This window comes from Streptomyces sp. WG5 (assembly GCF_049974565.1).
GTDB lineage: Bacteria > Actinomycetota > Actinomycetes > Streptomycetales > Streptomycetaceae > Streptomyces.
In genome coordinates this window covers 139,240-155,454 of sequence record NZ_JBNGGC010000002.1, presented here as the reverse complement: position 1 = coordinate 155,454, position 16,215 = coordinate 139,240, and the positions used below count along the sequence as shown (strand labels likewise).

Genomic DNA, 16,215 nt, shown 5'->3' with positions numbered 1-16,215 from the left:
CCACCTCTTGTTAGATCGTTCAACGATCGCTAGTGTCCGTGCATCTGCCACGTATCTGGAGCTATGGTCCGAGGACCGATGAAGCCGCGGCTCCGAAGCTCCCGGATCCGTGCCCTGCCCCCTCATGCCTGAAGAAGGCCACCGAATGATCGTTCTCCTCGGTGTGGTCGTGGTGATCCTCGGATTCGTCACGCGCCGCAACCCCGTCCTCGTGGTGGGCGTCGCCGGTATCGTCACCGGACTGCTCGGCAAGATGAACCCGCTGGAGGTCCTCGCGGCCTTCGGCCGGTCCTTCGCCGACAGCCGCTCGGTCACCGTCTACGCCATCGTGCTCCCGGTGATCGGGCTGCTCGAGCGCTACGGCCTGCGCGAACAGGCCCGCAACCTCATCGGCCGCCTGGGCAGGCTCAGCGCCGGCCGGTTCCTCACCGTCTACCTGCTGGTCCGGCAGGTCACCGCGGCCTTCGGCCTGAACAGCATCGGCGGCCCGGCGCAGACCGTGCGGCCCCTGGTGGCGCCCATGGCCGAGGCCGCCGCCGAACGCTCCACCGGGGCCAAGCTGCCCGACCGGCTGCGCGAGAAGGTGCGCTCCTACTCCGCGTCGGCCGACACCGTGGGCGTCTTCTTCGGCGAGGACTGCTTCATCGCCATCGGCTCCATCCTGCTGATCACCGGCTTCGTGAACTCCACGTACCACCAGGAGATCGAACCGACCCAGCTGGCCCTGTGGGCGATCCCGCTCGCGGTCTGCGCCTTCGTCATCCACGGTGCCCGGCTGCTGCTCATGGACAGGCAGCTGGAGCGCGAGATGGCGCTGGCCGCCGCCGAGCACGACCTGCCGCTTCCCGAGGGGGCCGACAAGTGATCAAAGTCGAATGGCTGTACTGGCTGATAGGCCTCGTCTTCGTCGTCATGGCCGTCCAGATGGCCACCGACCGCAGCAATCCCAAGCGCTGGACGTCCGCCGCGTTCTGGGGCCTGCTCGGGCTCACCTTCCCCTACGGCACCGGCGTCGCCAACGCCACGGCCGGCAACGGCGGCTGGACCCTGCCCGCCGAACCGCTCGGCGTCGCCGTCCTGACCCTGATCGTGCTCGCGGGATTCAATTTCCTCGGCAAGGGCGTCCCGGTCACCACCACCGGCGAACAGCGCGAGGCGTCCGCCGCCCGGCTCGGCAACAAGATCTTCGTCCCCGCGCTGACCATCCCGCTCGTCGCCATCGTCTGCGCCTCCGTGCTGGACGAGTCCGGGCTGTTCGAGTCGGGCAAGGCCACGCTCCTCGGTCTCGGCCTCGGCTGCGTCGCCGCGCTCGTCGTCGGCATGCTGATCACCGGCGAGAAGAAGGTGTCGGTCCCGCTCCACTCCGGCCGCTCCATGCTGGAGGCGATGGGCTCCGCCCTGCTGCTGCCCCAGCTCCTGGCCGTACTCGGCTCGATCTTCGCCGCCGCGGGCGTCGGCGACCAGGTCGGCAAGATCGTCAACGACGTCCTGCCGGACGACTCCAAGTACCTCGCGGTGATCGCGTACTGCGTCGGCATGTTCCTGTTCACCGTGATCATGGGCAACGCCTTCGCCGCGTTCCCCGTGATGACCGCGGCGATCGGCTGGCCCGTCCTCATCCAGCAGATGCACGGCAACGAGCCCGCCGTCCTCGCGATCGGCATGCTGGCCGGTTTCGCCGGCACGCTGTGCACCCCGATGGCCGCCAACTTCAACATCGTCCCGGCCACCCTGCTCGAGCTCAAGGACCAGTACGGACCGATCAAGGCACAGCTGCCGACGGGCATCGCGCTGCTCGGCTGCTGCACCGTCATCATGGCGCTCTTCGCCTTCTGAGCCCCCGGCTCCCGGTTCCGGCCGGCGCCCGCCCCACCCGCAAGGAATGCCCATGACCCGTGTCCTCATCACCGGCTTCGCCCCCTTCGGAGGCGAGAGCGTGAACCCCTCCTGGCAGGCGGCCTCCCTGGTGGCCGCCGAACCGCCCGCCGGACTCGACGTCACCGCCGCCGAACTGCCCTGCGTCTTCGGGAAGTCCCTCGACGTCCTGCGCGACGCCGTCCACGCCCACACACCCGACCTGGTGCTCTGCCTGGGCCAGGCGGGCGGACGCCCCGGCGTCACCGTCGAACGCCTCGGCATCAACGTCGACGACGCGCGCATACCCGACAACGCCGGCCGGCAGCCCATCGACGAACCGGTCGTCCAGGGCGGCCCCGCCGCCTACTTCTCCACCCTCCCCATCAAGGCGTGCGTCGCCGCGATGCGCGAGGCCGGCGTCCCGGCCGCCGTCTCCAACACGGCCGGCACCTTCGTCTGCAACCACGTGGCCTACGGCCTCGGCCACCTCATCGCCACCGAGTTCCCGCACGTCAGGGGCGGCTTCGTGCACGTGCCCTGGGCGCCGGAACAGGTCACCGACGGCACCGCGCCGTCCCTGCCGCCGACCACCGTCGCCCACGGCCTGCGCGCCCTGCTGGCCACCGCCGCCCACACCCCGGCCGAGCGGGACCTCAAGGTCACGGAAGGAGCCACCCACTGATGCCGCTCAGCGCCTACGCGGCCCCCTTCGCCGGGCTCGCCCTCGCCAACATCACCCGCGAGTACCCCAACTTCCCCGCCCACCTGATCACCTCTCCCGACGAGCACCTCGCCCCCCGCTCACTGCACCCGGCCTTCTACGGCGCCTACGACTGGCACTCCTCGGTCCACATGCACTGGCTGCTCGTCCGCCTGCTGCGCCGACACGGCGGGACGCCCGCACTGCCGGACACCGAGCAGGCCGTCGCCGTGCTCGACCGGCACCTCACCCCGGACAACCTGGCCGTCGAAGCCGCCTACCTCCGCGACCGGCCCTCCTTCGAGCGGCCGTACGGCTGGGCATGGCTGCTCGCGCTCGCCGCCGAGTGCCGCGCGCTGCCGGGGGAGGAAGGCGCCCGCTGGGCCGCCGCGCTGGAGCCTGCCGTCGCCGCCGTCGACGGGCTGCTGGCCGACTGGCTGCCCAAGGCCACCTACCCCGTACGCCACGGCAACCACCCCAACAGCGCCTTCGCGCTCGGCCTCGCGCTCGACTCGGGACAACTGTCGGCCGCGACCGACCGCGCCGTGCGCGAACGCCTGCTGGCCTGGTTCGCCGACGACCACGACGCGCCCGCACACTGGGAACCGTCCGGGCAGGACTTCCTGTCCCCGGCGCTGAGCGAGGCCGACGCCATGCGCCGGGTGCTCCCGAAGGAGAGGTTCGCGGCGTGGCTCGACCGCTTCCTGCCCGCGCTGCGCTCCGGTGCCCCCTGTCCCCTGCTGGACGTACCGGTCGTCTCCGACCACGCCGACCCGCAGATCGGCCATCTGCTCGGCCTGACTCTCAGCAGGGCGGCCGCGCTGCGTTCCCTCGCGGACGCCCTGCCGGACGGACCGGCCCGCACCCGCCTGGGCGAGGCCGCCGACGGGCATCTCGCGGCGGGCCTGCCGGCCGTGGAACGCGGTGACTTCACCACCGACCACTGGCTGGCCACGTTCGCCGCGCTGGCACTCGACCCTGCTGCCCGCGGCTGAACGGGTCGTCACCGGCGACGGCGGGCACACGGTGGCCACGACAGCTCGGGTGAGGGCCGCGACGCCCCGGAGGCGTGCGCCGGCTGGGCCGTGCCGGCGATTACCATGTGGTCGGTTACGGCGAAGAGCGACGTATCCGCCATCGACACCATCCCCCGAGATCAACTTCATCGGCAGTCTCGTCGGCTCCCACAGTGAGCTGTGCGAACACGTGGTGTGCAGCCAGGGCAAGGCCCGGCTGCACACCACCCCCGCCCCCTGGACCGCCACCAGGAGGCCGTGAACGACCTCAGGCAGGACGCGTCCGAGGGCGCGATCCGTTTCCCTGCGTGTCGTTACCCGCCATCCCCTGAACGCCCGAAAGGCTTTCCATGATCTTCATCACCGCCAGGTTCCGCGTCCGGCCCGAGCACGCCGACGCGTGGCCCGACATCACCCGTGCCTTCACCGAGGCGACCCGCGACGAGCCCGGGTGCCTGTGGTTCGACTGGTCCCGCAGCGTCGACGACCCGACCGAATACGTGCTGGTCGAAGCGTTCCGTGACGACGAGGCCGGCGCCGCGCACGTCGGTTCCGGCCACTTCGCCGAGGCCCGCAGGACGCTGCCGTCCCACCTGGTGGAGACGCCGCGGATCGTCAACGCGACGGTCCCGCAGGAGGACTGGTCCCTCCTCGGCGAGATGGCGGTCCCGGACGAGGGCTGAGCAGGCGCCGGCGCACCGGCCCGTGGGCCTCCCGCGAACGGAGGCCCACAGCCGGTAGCCGCCCCGGAAAGGACACCCGGACAAGCTCTGCCGCGAGCTACGCTGCGTGCGAGGTGTTCAGGGTGCGAGTCAGCACGGAGCGGACCGGCTCACCTGCGAGCAGGCTGCCGAGTTCCTCGACGCCCTGCCGGCGCTGAGGCGCGGCGAGTGAGACGTACTGCTCGATACGTTCGTTGAATGTTCGCCGGTACTTCGCGTAGAGCCCGTCGTCTTCCCGGACGCGGCCTGCCAGCTCGACGAGTGCCACCGTCCCCGCGAAGTCGTCCTCAGGCAACGCGTGAGACGGCACCACGTCCGTGAACCGGCCGCCGCTACGGCCGAACAGCGTGCCGTGCAGCGCTCGCATCGTGAAGACATGCGCGTAGTGCTGCTCGTGGATCGCCAGGGGCAACCGTCCCAGGGCGATCGATTCGTGGAGCGCCGTGAGCCCGGGAGCCAGCAGGCAGTCCGCGGTACTCGCCGTGACCTGGAGCAGCTCCCGCTGGCGCAGGAAACAGCAGTCGGCCTGTCTGCCCATCACCGTGACGGTCCGCTCCCGGCCCCTGCCGAACGGGCCGCCGCAGACGAGGACACGACGGAAGCGCGGCCAGTCACGCAGCAGGTCCGGAATCCACCGGCGCAGCAGAAGCACGTAGTCGTTGTTCACGTCGAAGTCCAGGAAGAAGTTCTTGAACCCACCGACGTTGATCAGCAGGTCGTACGCCGGCTCGGTGGTGCGCACGACGTTCCGGAGTCCTTCGACGTCGATGATCGGCCCGGTCCGGTGTATCTCGGGACCGGTGGCCAGAGCGGCGAACTCGGCTGCGCGCTCGGCAACGCCGGGGAAGTTCTGTACCACGCTGTGCGTGGCGAGCAGGTGAGCGGCGACAACCCGCTCGTGTGGCGAAAGACGCGTCAGATGGTGGTCGGCGGACCTGTAGCTGGAACGTGGCATGGACAGGCAGAGTGCGTGGATTCCGGCCGGCGGGTGTGCGAGCCGCCAGAAACTGAACAGGGTGTCCACCATGGTCACCGGCCGCCGCGCCACGACCGACCGGAACACCAGCTCGGCGTCCATGACGGAGACCACGTGATCACAGCCGCGCAGCAGATCGTCGATCACCGCCGCCCCGGCCTGCTCCGGCATCCCGCTGGTGTCGTACACGTAGTCGAACGCATCGGGGTTGCGCCGGGCGAAGACAGCGGCGACGCCGTCGCCGACGAACACCCGCTCGTGCCCGGGAAGCTGCCGGGAAACCGCGACGAGCTCGGACGCCGGACCGAATCCGCAGTTCTGCGCCCCCATCACGATCCGCACGTCACAGCCTTCCGCCGGTGGTCCCCCGCGGACAGTCCGCCGCGCGGGAAGCGGCGGTGAGCACCTCGACGAGCCGCTCGGCGAAGTCGGCCGGATATCTGGCGTAGCCGACGTGCCCGCCGGGGAACAGCTCCAGTTCGCGGCCGAGCCGCTCGGCGAGGACGAGCGCGGGGCGGTGTACGAGATCCTCTCGTGAGGCATGCCCACCGGCCCACACCACCTTGTGCGCCACGCTTTCGAGTGCCGCGGGATCGGGCACGAAGCGCGTGAAGGGCTGGACGAAGTGGGTCAGGAAGAAGTCGGTGTTGTTGTGCACCTCCGGCAGGGGCGGCGCGGGCCGGCCACCGTGGAGGGCCTGCAGTTTCACCAGGGCCGGCGCCATGCCCTCCCGGCGGTACGTCCGGCAGACGTCGTCGAGGAGCGCCAAGTGCCGGCCGGCGTCGGGGAGAACGCTCAGAACAGGCGGTTCGTGGGCGACGGCCGACCTGATCCTGTCAGGATGGCGGATCGTGAGTTCCAGGGCTATGAGTCCGCCGGAGCAGCTTCCGAAGACGCACACGCGCTCGTCCGGACCGGCGAGGTGCCCGATCAGCCGGTACGCGTCGTCGGCGTGCTCCTCGACACTCTGGTCCACCGGGTCGCCGTCGAGCGCGCTGCGGGAGTTCCCGCGCGGGTCGTAGGTGACGACACGGTGGCCCGCGGCCAGGACGGAAGCCAGGCGCTTGTACACGGCCGCATCGGAGTTACCTCCTCCGATGAGCAGCAGGAAGGGTCCCGCCGCGCCCCGCACTTCGTAATAGATCTTCGCGCCCGGCACCGCGAGCGTCCCGCTGTTCAGTGGGTTCATCACGCTCCAATGGCACAGCCTGTGTGACAGCACAGCGTGTCACACGAGCCACGGACAGTGCAGGGCGTGCGGGAGCCCGCGGGGACCAACCCAGCACGCTCCGCGGTCACATGCGCTTCCCACTGCTCCCGCGCGCCGGTCTTGTGGCGACCCGCCCCGGGCATACCGACCCATGGCGCCAACCTGGAAGGAGGTCCCATGGCCGGCAACGGGCCGCGGACACACGCACCGTCCCTGAACACCGGGACGCAACCAGTGCGAGCGTGACCGCCTCTGCCGGTGAATACGGCAGTGGGCGGCGGATGCTGACCAGTCGTCGCGAGGTGTCTCGAGGCAAGGGGGCCCGGGTGGCGGGCATCGAAGAAGTGCGAAGGATTCTCCGTGACCTGGGAATCGAGGAGGAACTGCTGGGCGACGACGCACAGCTGCGTGCGCATCTTGCGCTCGACTCCGTCGATCTCACGCAGATCCAGGTGGAGTTGGCCGAGCGGTTCGCCACGCGCGTCGATCTCTGGGCTGAGCACGACTACACCGTGCGGCAACTTGCCGACATCGTCGGCGAACGCCTGCCTGGTGCAGGGGCTCACAGGGAGTACCGAGACCGCGGCTGGTGGCGTCCGGAGTTCCTCGACGATCTCGCGGTGAGCACCCGCGTGCACGCGGGGCACCGTGCGGCGCTGGTCGGCGCGGACCGCACCTTCACCAGGGCCGAGCTCGAGGCGGCGGTGTCCGGCTGTGCTGCCAGGCTGGCGCACACCGGCGTCCGGTCCGGCGAGACCGTGATCGTGCAACTACCGAACCAGGTGCAGATCGTCATCCTCGTACTCGCGCTGATCAGGCTCGGCGCCCGCCCGGCTCTCGTCCTCCCCGCCCTGCGCGAGCACGAACTCGACTCGGTGCTCACCGCGTTGGCGCCCACCGTGCTGGCCGTGCCGGTCCGGCACCAGCGCTTCGACCACCTGCGGCTCGCCGAGAAGCTCCGCGAGCGGCATCCGTGCGTACGGACCCTGCTCGTCTCGGGAATCACCGGGTCGGCCGGTGGCCGTGTGAGCCTCGACGAGCTCATCGAGGCCGGCCCTCCGGCCCCCGAGGGCGTGGTCCGGCATCCCTCGGACACCGCCCTCTTCCTGCTCTCGGGCGGAACCACGGGCGCGCCCAAACCCATCGCCCGCACCCACGAGGCGCTCGGGCATGTGATCCGCACCTCGGCTGCGGTCTCCGGACTCACACCGCATTCGGTGTTCCTCGCCGTCCTGCCCGTGACACACGCGTTCGCCTTCTCCGGCCCAGGGATTCTCGGCACCCTCGCCGGCGGCGGAAAGGTGGTACTCGCCGCACCGGACGACGCGGCCGTGGCCATGGCGCTGATCGAGCGAGAACGGGTCACGCACTGCGCGCTCACTCCCGCGCTCGCCCGGCAGTGGCTCACCGCCAGTGCCGTCCTCGGCAGCCACGACCTGTCGAGTCTGCAGGTCCTGCAGGTCGGTGGGGCGCGCCTGGACGAATCCACGGCCGCTCGACTGGCCGAGGCTTTCGACTGCCGGATCCAGCAGGTGTACGGCATGAGCGAGGGCGTGCTGAACTTCACCCGGCTCGAAGACCCGCCCGAGGTGGCGTTCACGACGCAGGGGCGCCCCTCCTCGCCGGGCGACGAAACCCTGGTGGTGGACGGCGAGGGGCGACGGGTCGCCGATGGAGCGGTCGGTGAACTCCTGGTCAGGGGCCCGGGAGTCATCACGGAGTACCACGGGAACGTGGCAGCCGCGTCGTTCACCCCCGACGGCTTCTACCGCACCGGCGACCTCGTTCGGCGCCATGAGTCCGGGAACTTCGTGGTCGCCGGGCGCGTGAAAGACGTGATCAATCGCGGTGGAGAGAAGATCCCGGCAGATGAACTGGAAGCGCTGGTACTGGGGCACCCGTGTGTACGGGCCGCCGCGGCTGTCGCGATGCCGCACCGTGTGCTGGGGGAAGTCGTCTGCCTGTACGTCGTGGGCAGTGGCGACGGGGTGCCGCCCCTGCGGGAGATGCGCAAGTATCTGGAGGACCGTGGACTGGCCCGGTTCAAGCTCCCCGAACGGCTCATCGAGGTTCCGGAACTCCCGTTGACCGCGGTCGGCAAGACGGACAAGGTGCGGCTCCATGACGACATCAGGGCTCGATTGAACACCGAAGGCTGACGTATCCGGCTCCAGGCGCCGACGCTGCGCTGCGCGAACGGCGCGAGGATGGCGTCGTCGCGCGGCCACGGCGCAGGTCGAGGTGGGCGGGGCTCCTCGACTTGATAGGCAAGTGGCCGCTTGCCTATCCTGTGGTTGTGGCCGACGACCTTTTCAAAGCCCTGGCCGACCCCACCCGTCGAACCATCCTCGACGAGCTCGCGGAGAAATCAGGACAGACACTGTTCGAGATCTGCTCGAGACTGAGCATGAAACATCAGCTCGGCCTCTCGCGTCAGGCGGTTTCCCAGCACCTCGCCGTGCTGGAGGGTGCTGGGCTTGTCGAAACGAGGCGGGAGGGTCGGTACAAGTTCCATGACCTGAACACAGTCCCCCTGCGGCGGATCACCGAGCGCTGGCTCGTGCCCGACGCGCACCGATCGGAAGGGAGCATCCCATGAAGATCCACATGACCAGCGTGTTCGTTGACGACCAGGCCAAAGCCCTGAGCTTCTACACCGACATTCTCGGCTTCGTGAAGAAGCACGACGTGCCGGTGGGCGAGCAGGACCGGTGGCTGACCGTGGTCTCGCCCGACGAGCCCGGCGGTACCCAGCTCCTCCTGGAGCCGGCCGGTCACCCGGTCGTCAAGACCTACCGCGACACGCTCGTCCGGGACGGCATACCGCTCGCCCAGTTCGCCGTCGATGACGTGAGGGCGGAATACGAGCGTCTGCTCGAGCTGGGGGTTCGCTTCACCCAGGAGCCCGTGGAGATGGGTCCCGTCACCACCGCGGTCTTCGACGACACCTGCGGCAACCTCATCCAGATCGCGACCCAGGCGTAGTAGGCGGCTGTCCTCGACGTCGACGGGGCGGCTTGCGCCGCGCCCGCCGAGAACAGGCGTTCCGATGCCGAGCAGGCCGGCTGATCGGCAGGCCCTCGGTCTTCCGGCCTGCTCGGCCGTAGCTCCGGTCAGGCGGCCCTCGTCTTCTCGTGCTTCCAGAAGCCCGAGAAGGTGATGCGGTCCTTCGGCAGCCCCGTGCGGTGCAGATGCCTGCGGCCTTCGGTGGCCAGGGCCGACTCGCCGACGATGAAGGCGTATCCCGTCGGGTCGGGGGAGGGGAGCCGTCGGAGCTCACGGAGTGCGGCGACGCCGGGAACGGAGGTGCTGTCCTGGCGTACGACCCAGGAGACGGTCACTCCGGCCGGACCGGGCAGCGCGCGCCTGTCCTCCGCGGTGGGGATCTCCTGGATGAGCCGGCCGACCGTCCCGCTGGGCAGCGAGCGGAGAATGCTCGCCGCGGCGGGCAATCCGGTCTCGTCGGCCACGACGGTGACCTCGGAGGCGTCGCGCGGGCAGTCGAACAGGATGCCTTGGTCGAGCAGGGCGAGCGCGTCTCCCGGGGCGGCATGGCAGGCCCAGATCGCGGCTCTGCCCTCGACGTCGCCTCCGGGGCCGCGGTGTACGACGAAGTCGATGTCCATCTCTGCCGCCTGTCGACGGAAGTCGGCCACGGAGTAGTTGGCGCAGTGCGGCCGTTCGCGCTCGGGAATCGCGAGGTAGGGCTGCCACCACTGGGAGCCGGTGAATTCCGGGAGGCGGAGACGGGGTTGATGAGGGAGCTGGAAGAACAGCCGGAACCAGTGGTCGTACCCCAGCCATGGAAACTCGGCAAGATCCGGGCCGGTGACGGTTACACGCTGCATGGACGGGGAGACGCGTTCGGTGCCCACGACGCGGGCGCGGAACAACCTGGGGTGTTGTGGCATGAGCCGATGGACCTTCGCCATGCAGGACAGGCTAACCTAAGTCGAAGAGCGCATCGCCCGTCACGCCGCTGTCCCTGAAGGCGTCCCCGTAGGTGCGTTGCCTTCTCGTACGCGCCGCAGCCCGGTGCTGCTCCGAGTACCCGGTCCACCTCACCGTGCAGGACACGGACAAGCCCCGACCTGGAGCTGGGTGTCGGCGATTGACCTCAACCAAGCTCGAGCTTCTAGGTTCGTTCCAGAGCCGCAGGAACGGACCAGCGGCACCCGGTGAAGGAGTCCGCCATGACCGAGCGCGCAGCCCGCATCGAGATCCCCGACCGCTACCGGTACGCCGTGATCCCGCACATCATGGTCGATGACGCCGCCGCGGCGATCGACTTCTACCAGCGGGCGTTCGGCGCTCGTGAGGACTTCAGGGTCGATGCCCCGGGCGGCGGCATTCTGCACGCCGAGATCACCATCGGACGGTCGACGCTGATGCTCGGGGACGCCGGCGTGGGCGAGGCGGAGGCCGGCTCCTTCGCCGCGCCGGCCTCGCTCGGTGGAGGTACGTCCGTCACGCTGCATGTCTTCGTGCCGGACGTCGACGGCCTGGCAGCGCGCGCAGAGGCCGCCGGCGCCGAGATCCTCCAGCCGCCGACAGACATGTTTCATGGTGACCGCACGGTCGTCCTCAGGGATCCTTCGGGCCACATGTGGGTGTTTCTGACCCATGTGGAGGACGTCTCGGAGCAAGAACTCCGGCGTCGGCTGGCCACCGCCGGGTAATTGCCCGTAGTTCCGCCAGGTGACCGGACGGGCCGAACCCGGTCGACGGGCTGCGCGTGCGTTGCCGACAACGGCGTCCCATAACCTTGTGCATGGATACGTCAGATGCCATGTGTATGCACATAGAGGAGGCCACGGTGCTCGGACGGGGCACGCGGTTGCTCGCGGGCGCCATGACTCTGGCCTGCATGGTGCTCGTCGGCGCCAGTGCGCCCAGCGGTGTTCTCTCCGTCAGGTCCCTGCCCGCGGACGCCGCCACCGACGTCGTACCGAACCGGGTCATGACGTGGAACATCTGCAACCCTTGCGAGGTAAGCAATGTGGACCGGGCGGCGGAGATCGCCACGTACGCGCCCCAGGTCATCGGCCTGCAAGAAGCGTGCGTGCGTGACGTCGAAAGGATCCGGGACTACCTGGAGAGCCTCTACGGGCTGGTCTACCACGTCGAGTACGGAACGGTGCTCCGTCATCGCGGCCGCTGTGGGGGAGTGCCCTGGAATCCGGGAGCCTTCGGCCAGGCCGTCCTCTCGGCGGCACCGATGACGGATCCCGTCAACGTGGAATACCCCGACGGCGGGTCCGAAGACCGTGGGTACATGGCAGTCACCACCTTGGTGGACGGGCAGTCCGTCCGGGTCTTCAACACGCACCTCGCCCACCGGCGTCAAGAAGCGGTCCGAGCGGACCAGTCCGGTGTACTCGCCGCGGACGTCGCCCGGTACGACCGCGCAGTCGTGCTCGGCGACTTCAACGCCGTGCCGGGCGCCCCCGAACTCGACCGGATATGGGCACTGGCCGCGGACACGGACCCCCAGTGTCATCCTTCGCCCGCCGGTGCCTGCGAGCCGACCACCGACTGGCACAGCAAGTTCGACTACATATTCCTGCGAGGCTTCGCCCCGCTCAAGCACCGCGTGCAACCCAGCCCGTATTCGGACCACCACCTGCTCCACACCGACCTGGCCTCCTGACGAGCAGCGGTGGCCGCGGGTTCACGGCTCGGCCACCGCCCGCCGGCGCTCCGGCCGCACGAGGCTGATGCCGGCCCGCCGGCCGCGGTCACCGGCCCGGCCGTCTTCACCGCCCGTTCGAAGAGGTGGTCCCTACGGGCCGATGAAGCCGAGGTGGCGGCCCCGCGCGAGGTGGTGGTCCGCTGCCCGGAGCAGCCCCTGGCGCACGGGCGGGCCGCCGGGGCGGTGCCTTCGAGGTTCCTGCGAGCGAGTGCGCCACGCACGGGGCCACCATTTGCCCTCACTGATGACGGGCGGATGATCGCCGGGCGCGCTGCGAAAGCGACGGCTCAACTGCCGTACCCGGCCCGCCCGGTCGAACAGGTCCGCCACGCCGCAGACGACCTCGGAGGCCGTCAACGCCCGCCCCACCCGGCGGAACGGCTCGCCGTCCGACGCCGCCACCCCCGCGAACATCCTGGTCCAACGATGCCGGGCCGGAGCGGTGGCCGACCGCGGTGCCGTCTACGCCGGACATGTGGACCACCGATCCGTGGCCTGGTTGCCGCTGCCCGTGCCGCAACGCCGGGATCCCTGAACTCCTGGACCTTGGCCCTTCTGACCTCCCGGCCGGGAAGCGCTGCTCGTTCACCTGTGTCGGACCGGTGGTGAAACCGCAGATCGCTGGTGAACATAGTGGTCCCTTTCCGCGTCCTTCCCCCCGGCATTGCTGCAAAGAAGCGAAGTCGAGGTGTGGCGTTATGGACGGTTGATGTACTGATTTGCGCCCCCACATCCACCGACGGATGCTCGTGACAGCTCGTACGCCGTGGCGAGTTACCCACACGCGACCGGCTTTATGATCGTCAACGAACTGCTGTCTCCGCGCCCGCCCTCCTGTCGCCGATGAAACTTGGCGACCGCGAACGCAGTTGGCCGAGCGGGTCGTGCGACGGTGACGAACGTGAGGAAAGGTGAACTCCATGGCCCTCGGGCTGCTCCGCCGTCGGCGTTCCCGTGGCACCTCCGGTGCCGGACAGAGCTTCTCGGTCCCCCTGCCGCCTGATGCCGGGGCCTTCGGCTTCGAGGTCGTCGATCCCCTGGGGCAGCCCATAGGCGGAGCCGAGGTCACCGTGACCTCGCCGGACAGCCACCGGGTGGTGACGCGTGGCACCACGGACCCTCATGGCTACTTCATAGCGACGCTGCCACCGGGCGCCTACAGCGTGATGACCGTGGCCGAGAGCCTGTCACCCGCCCGTGAGGCCCTCGACATCGCCGCCGGGGTGGCTCTGCCCCCGGTACGGGTCGAGCTCCAGCCCGCCCGCCGGCTGGAACTTCCGACAGCCGGCACATGGCTGTTCGACCCTCCGCACACCGCCGTCCGGTTCATCGCCAAGCATGTGGGCATGGCCCACGTCCATGGCCGGTTCACCCGCTTCCAGGGCGGTATCCGCGTCGCACCGAACATGGCCGACTCGCACGTCTCGGTGCGCATCGACGCCGCCAGCATCACCACGGGCAACAACACCCGTGACAACCACCTGCGTTCCGCCGACTTCCTGGACGTCGAACGCTACCCGTACATCGACTTCACCAGTACCCGGTTCTCCCACCGCGGCGGGTCCAAGTGGACCCTGCACGGCACACTCACCATGCACGGCACCAGCCGATCCGTCGGCCTCGACACGACCTATCTCGGGACGGTCAACGGGGGCTACGACCAGGAGCTGCGCTGCGCGGCCCTCGCGAAGGCGGAACTCCACCGGGAGGACTTCACCCTCAACTGGCGCTCCATGCTGGCCCGAGGTATCGCAGTCGTCGGTCCGACCGTCCAACTGGAACTGGACGTACAGGCGATGTACCGCACCCACGACACGCCCACGCCGCCGGACTAACCACTCGGAGAGGGGAGACGCCTACGGGGGCCGCGGGCCGCCAGGCGCCTTCTCGGCGTCGAGGGGCGCGGACCGGATGTCATCCAGCAGCGCACCCCACATCGTGTTGATCTCGTGCGGCTTCGCAGTCGACCGCATGGAAGCACCCGGACGAGGCCACCCGTCTTGTGAGGCCTGCCCGGCGACACCGTGACAGCACGGAGCATTCAGATGGGAAAGGGCTCACGATCATGGGTATCTTCAGCCGTCGCCAGACCGACGTCATCGAACCGGCCCCGGCCGCTGACACCGGCACCTCCGCCGCGGAGGCCGCGACCGTGGGTGTCGCGCTCGACCCGGCACTGCGCGCACTGACCGGGCGATGGACCATCGACCGACCGCACAGCCGCATCGGATTCTCCGTCCGGCACGCCATGGTCACCACGGTGCGGGGATCCTTCGCCGACTACGACAGCACGTTGTACTTCGACGGAGCCCGACCCTCGCAGTCGCGGGCCGAGCTCGTCATCCGGGTCGCCAGCGTCGACACCGGCGTGGAACAACGGGACGCGCACCTCGTCGGCCGCGACTTCTTCGACGTGCGCCGCTACCCGGAGATGACCTTCCGCAGCACCTCCACCCTCCACGAGGGCGCAGAGAGCTTCCGCATGACCGGGGACCTGACCATCCGCGACGTCACCCGGCCCGTCGACCTGCAACTCGACTACCTCGGTTCGGTCCTGGACCCGTTCGGCTTCGAGCGAGCCGGCTTCGACGGCACCACCACCATTGACCGCAGGGAGTGGGGCCTGGTCTACAACCAGCGCTTGAAGGCGGGCGGCACCATGGTGAGCGAGAAGGTCCGACTCCAGTTCGACATCTCCGCGGTCCGGTCGACGTCATAGAGGGCCTTGGTGGGCCGCTCGGACCGCGCAGCCGCCGGCCCTCCCCGAGGAGGCGGCCCAGAGCGGCGGACCGCGGGACACACCTGGTCGGTTCCGAGGCCGACCGGCCCGGCCACTGCTCCGCCCCGCGAGAGCCGTGCCGGGCTTGTCGGCCGTACCCGCGCCGGAAGGACGGGACGGCCGCTTCCCGTACGCGCCGCCGCCGGACCTCGCCCGCCCCCCTCACGAGGCGGCGTCGCACCGGCGCGCGGGAAACGGACGAGAGGGGGAGCCGGCGCGGCGTGGGTGAGGGCCACAGAGCGGCCCAGGACAACGGGCAGGTGTCAGCGAGAGGTGTCACGCTGAGTTCACACAGGACCTGCGAAAGGGAATCGCCGTGATCACCAACGAGTTCGTCCCCGGCTCACCCTGCTGGCTCGACCTCGGCACCCCCGACGTCGGCGGCGCCGCGGCCTTCTACGGCGCCGTGCTCGGCTGGGACTACGAGTCCATGGGGCAGGACGTGGAGGGCGGCCTGTTCCGCAGGGACGGCAAGACCGTCGCCGGGCTCGGCAAGCTCACCGAAGAAGGCGCTCGCTCCGCCTGGATGATCTACTACTGCGTCTCCGACGCGGACGCCACCACCCAGGCCGTGCGGAGCGCGGGCGGAACGGTGCGCGCGGCGCCGACGGACCTCGGCGACTGGGGGCGGATGGCCCAGTTGAGCGACCCTTCGGGTGGCCAGTTCGCCGTATGGCAGCCGGGCACGAACCAAGGCGTCGAACTGGTGGACGAACCCGGGTCGCTGTCCTGGACCGAGCTGTACACGAGCGACGCGGCGGCGGCCAAGGAGTTCTACGGCGGTGTCTTCGGCTGGCAGTTCGGCGACATGGAACTGCCGGGCGGCGGGGGCACGTACTCTCTCATCACTCCCGCCGGCCTCCCCGAGGAGCGCATGCACGGCGGCCTCATGGAGGTCCGCGAGCAGGACCTCGCCCTGGCGAACGGGCGATCGTACTGGCACCCGGTCTTCGCCGTCACCGACTGCGACGCCGCCGTCGCCGCGGTCACCGAGCACGGCGGCAGCGTACACATGGGTCCGGAGGACGCGGAGGGCATCGGCCGGCTGGCCGTATGCCTCGATCCGTCCAACGCGGACTTCGTGGTGCTCGCGCCGGCCCAGGCGTGACCGAACCACTCGCGGGCCGGTGATCCACTTCCGGGTGATCCGCTGGTCGCCGCCGTCGTAGTGGCCGATCACTCGCGGCAGGTCTGCACGCTGAGGGCTCGCCGGGGGCCAGCCCCGCGTGGCCGGTGCGGCGTTCTTCGACACGGGCGAGTCGA

16 protein-coding genes are annotated in these 16,215 nt (G+C 69.8%); 13 read left to right on the top strand and 3 right to left on the bottom strand.

Annotation, left to right across the window (positions count from 1 at the left end; translation table 11 throughout):
• Nucleotides 1–145: 145 nt before the first annotated feature.
• The 5 genes from ACP4IX_RS02615 (at nt 146) to ACP4IX_RS02595 (ending at nt 4,256) form a co-directional block, all read left to right on the top strand.
• Nucleotides 146–865 (top strand): DUF969 domain-containing protein, encoded by a 720-nt coding sequence (locus ACP4IX_RS02615; protein WP_426554647.1) that lies wholly within the window; start codon nt 146–148, stop codon nt 863–865.
• Nucleotides 862–1,836, top strand: a complete 975-nt coding sequence (locus tag ACP4IX_RS02610) for a DUF979 domain-containing protein (protein WP_426520312.1) — start codon at nt 862–864, stop codon at nt 1,834–1,836. The genes ACP4IX_RS02615 and ACP4IX_RS02610 overlap by 4 nt, the downstream gene beginning before the upstream one ends.
• Nucleotides 1,837–1,888: 52 nt before the next feature.
• Nucleotides 1,889–2,539 (top strand): pyroglutamyl-peptidase I, encoded by a 651-nt coding sequence (gene pcp / locus ACP4IX_RS02605; RefSeq protein ID WP_426554646.1) that lies wholly within the window; start codon nt 1,889–1,891, stop codon nt 2,537–2,539.
• Nucleotides 2,539–3,552: a DUF2891 domain-containing protein gene (locus tag ACP4IX_RS02600; RefSeq protein WP_426520316.1), complete on the top strand. Its 1,014-nt coding sequence runs from the start codon at nt 2,539–2,541 to the stop codon at nt 3,550–3,552. Before pcp ends, ACP4IX_RS02600 begins: the two co-directional genes overlap by 1 nt.
• Nucleotides 3,553–3,923: 371 nt before the next feature.
• The gene (locus tag ACP4IX_RS02595; protein WP_426554645.1) at nt 3,924–4,256 is read left to right on the top strand and encodes a putative quinol monooxygenase; all 333 of its coding nucleotides are present in this window, start codon (nt 3,924–3,926) and stop codon (nt 4,254–4,256) included.
• A 97-nt stretch (nt 4,257–4,353) separates the two neighbouring features.
• Here the strand turns inward: ACP4IX_RS02595 and ACP4IX_RS02590 are convergent, their stop codons facing one another.
• Together ACP4IX_RS02590 and ACP4IX_RS02585 are read right to left on the bottom strand one after the other, a co-directional pair.
• Nucleotides 4,354–5,613, bottom strand: coding sequence for a hypothetical protein (locus ACP4IX_RS02590; RefSeq protein WP_426526737.1), 1,260 nt, complete (start codon nt 5,611–5,613; stop codon nt 4,354–4,356).
• A 1-nt stretch (nt 5,614) separates the two neighbouring features.
• On the bottom strand, nt 5,615–6,460 hold the full coding sequence (locus ACP4IX_RS02585; RefSeq protein ID WP_426526761.1) for an alpha/beta fold hydrolase: 846 nt from the start codon (nt 6,458–6,460) through the stop codon (nt 5,615–5,617).
• A gap of 347 nt (nt 6,461–6,807) precedes the next feature.
• Here ACP4IX_RS02585 and ACP4IX_RS02580 point away from each other — a divergent pair, with 347 nt between their 5' ends.
• From ACP4IX_RS02580 to ACP4IX_RS02570, 3 genes are all read left to right on the top strand, one after another.
• Nucleotides 6,808–8,640, top strand: coding sequence for an AMP-binding protein (locus ACP4IX_RS02580; protein ID WP_426554644.1), 1,833 nt, complete (start codon nt 6,808–6,810; stop codon nt 8,638–8,640).
• A gap of 137 nt (nt 8,641–8,777) precedes the next feature.
• Nucleotides 8,778–9,080, top strand: a complete 303-nt coding sequence (locus ACP4IX_RS02575) for an ArsR/SmtB family transcription factor (protein WP_426554643.1) — start codon at nt 8,778–8,780, stop codon at nt 9,078–9,080.
• Nucleotides 9,077–9,466, top strand: coding sequence for a VOC family protein (locus ACP4IX_RS02570; protein WP_426526743.1), 390 nt, complete (start codon nt 9,077–9,079; stop codon nt 9,464–9,466). Before ACP4IX_RS02575 ends, ACP4IX_RS02570 begins: the two co-directional genes overlap by 4 nt.
• A gap of 128 nt (nt 9,467–9,594) precedes the next feature.
• Here the strand turns inward: ACP4IX_RS02570 and ACP4IX_RS02565 are convergent, their stop codons facing one another.
• Nucleotides 9,595–10,413, bottom strand: a complete 819-nt coding sequence (locus ACP4IX_RS02565) for a siderophore-interacting protein (RefSeq protein WP_426526745.1) — start codon at nt 10,411–10,413, stop codon at nt 9,595–9,597.
• Nucleotides 10,414–10,674: 261 nt separating this feature from the next.
• Between ACP4IX_RS02565 and ACP4IX_RS02560 the strand changes: the two genes are divergently transcribed.
• From ACP4IX_RS02560 to ACP4IX_RS02540, 5 genes are all read left to right on the top strand, one after another.
• Nucleotides 10,675–11,160 carry a VOC family protein gene (locus ACP4IX_RS02560; RefSeq protein ID WP_426526747.1) on the top strand — a complete coding sequence of 162 codons (486 nt, stop codon included), beginning with the start codon at nt 10,675–10,677 and terminating at the stop codon, nt 11,158–11,160.
• 110 nt (nt 11,161–11,270) lie between these two features.
• The gene (locus ACP4IX_RS02555; protein WP_426554642.1) at nt 11,271–12,131 is read left to right on the top strand and encodes an endonuclease/exonuclease/phosphatase family protein; all 861 of its coding nucleotides are present in this window, start codon (nt 11,271–11,273) and stop codon (nt 12,129–12,131) included.
• Nucleotides 12,132–13,093: 962 nt separating this feature from the next.
• On the top strand, nt 13,094–14,008 hold the full coding sequence (locus ACP4IX_RS02550) for a YceI family protein (protein ID WP_426526751.1): 915 nt from the start codon (nt 13,094–13,096) through the stop codon (nt 14,006–14,008).
• A gap of 230 nt (nt 14,009–14,238) precedes the next feature.
• Nucleotides 14,239–14,892, top strand: coding sequence for a YceI family protein (locus ACP4IX_RS02545; protein ID WP_426526753.1), 654 nt, complete (start codon nt 14,239–14,241; stop codon nt 14,890–14,892).
• Nucleotides 14,893–15,268: 376 nt separating this feature from the next.
• Entirely contained in the window at nt 15,269–16,060 is a 792-nt protein-coding gene (locus tag ACP4IX_RS02540) for a VOC family protein (RefSeq protein WP_426526755.1), read from the top strand.
• Nucleotides 16,061–16,215: the final 155 nt, after the last annotated feature.

Coding starts and splice junctions, on each gene's coding strand:
- ACP4IX_RS02615 (WP_426554647.1), top strand. CDS start 146: ATGATCGTTCTCCTCGGTGTGGTCGTGGTGATCCTCGGATTCGTCACG.
- pcp (WP_426554646.1), top strand. CDS start 1,889: ATGACCCGTGTCCTCATCACCGGCTTCGCCCCCTTCGGAGGCGAGAGC.
- ACP4IX_RS02600 (WP_426520316.1), top strand. CDS start 2,539: ATGCCGCTCAGCGCCTACGCGGCCCCCTTCGCCGGGCTCGCCCTCGCC.
- ACP4IX_RS02595 (WP_426554645.1), top strand. CDS start 3,924: ATGATCTTCATCACCGCCAGGTTCCGCGTCCGGCCCGAGCACGCCGAC.
- ACP4IX_RS02585 (WP_426526761.1), bottom strand. CDS start 6,460: ATGAACCCACTGAACAGCGGGACGCTCGCGGTGCCGGGCGCGAAGATC.
- ACP4IX_RS02570 (WP_426526743.1), top strand. CDS start 9,077: ATGAAGATCCACATGACCAGCGTGTTCGTTGACGACCAGGCCAAAGCC.
- ACP4IX_RS02565 (WP_426526745.1), bottom strand. CDS start 10,413: ATGGCGAAGGTCCATCGGCTCATGCCACAACACCCCAGGTTGTTCCGC.
- ACP4IX_RS02560 (WP_426526747.1), top strand. CDS start 10,675: ATGACCGAGCGCGCAGCCCGCATCGAGATCCCCGACCGCTACCGGTAC.
- ACP4IX_RS02555 (WP_426554642.1), top strand. CDS start 11,271: ATGTGTATGCACATAGAGGAGGCCACGGTGCTCGGACGGGGCACGCGG.
- ACP4IX_RS02550 (WP_426526751.1), top strand. CDS start 13,094: ATGGCCCTCGGGCTGCTCCGCCGTCGGCGTTCCCGTGGCACCTCCGGT.
- ACP4IX_RS02545 (WP_426526753.1), top strand. CDS start 14,239: ATGGGTATCTTCAGCCGTCGCCAGACCGACGTCATCGAACCGGCCCCG.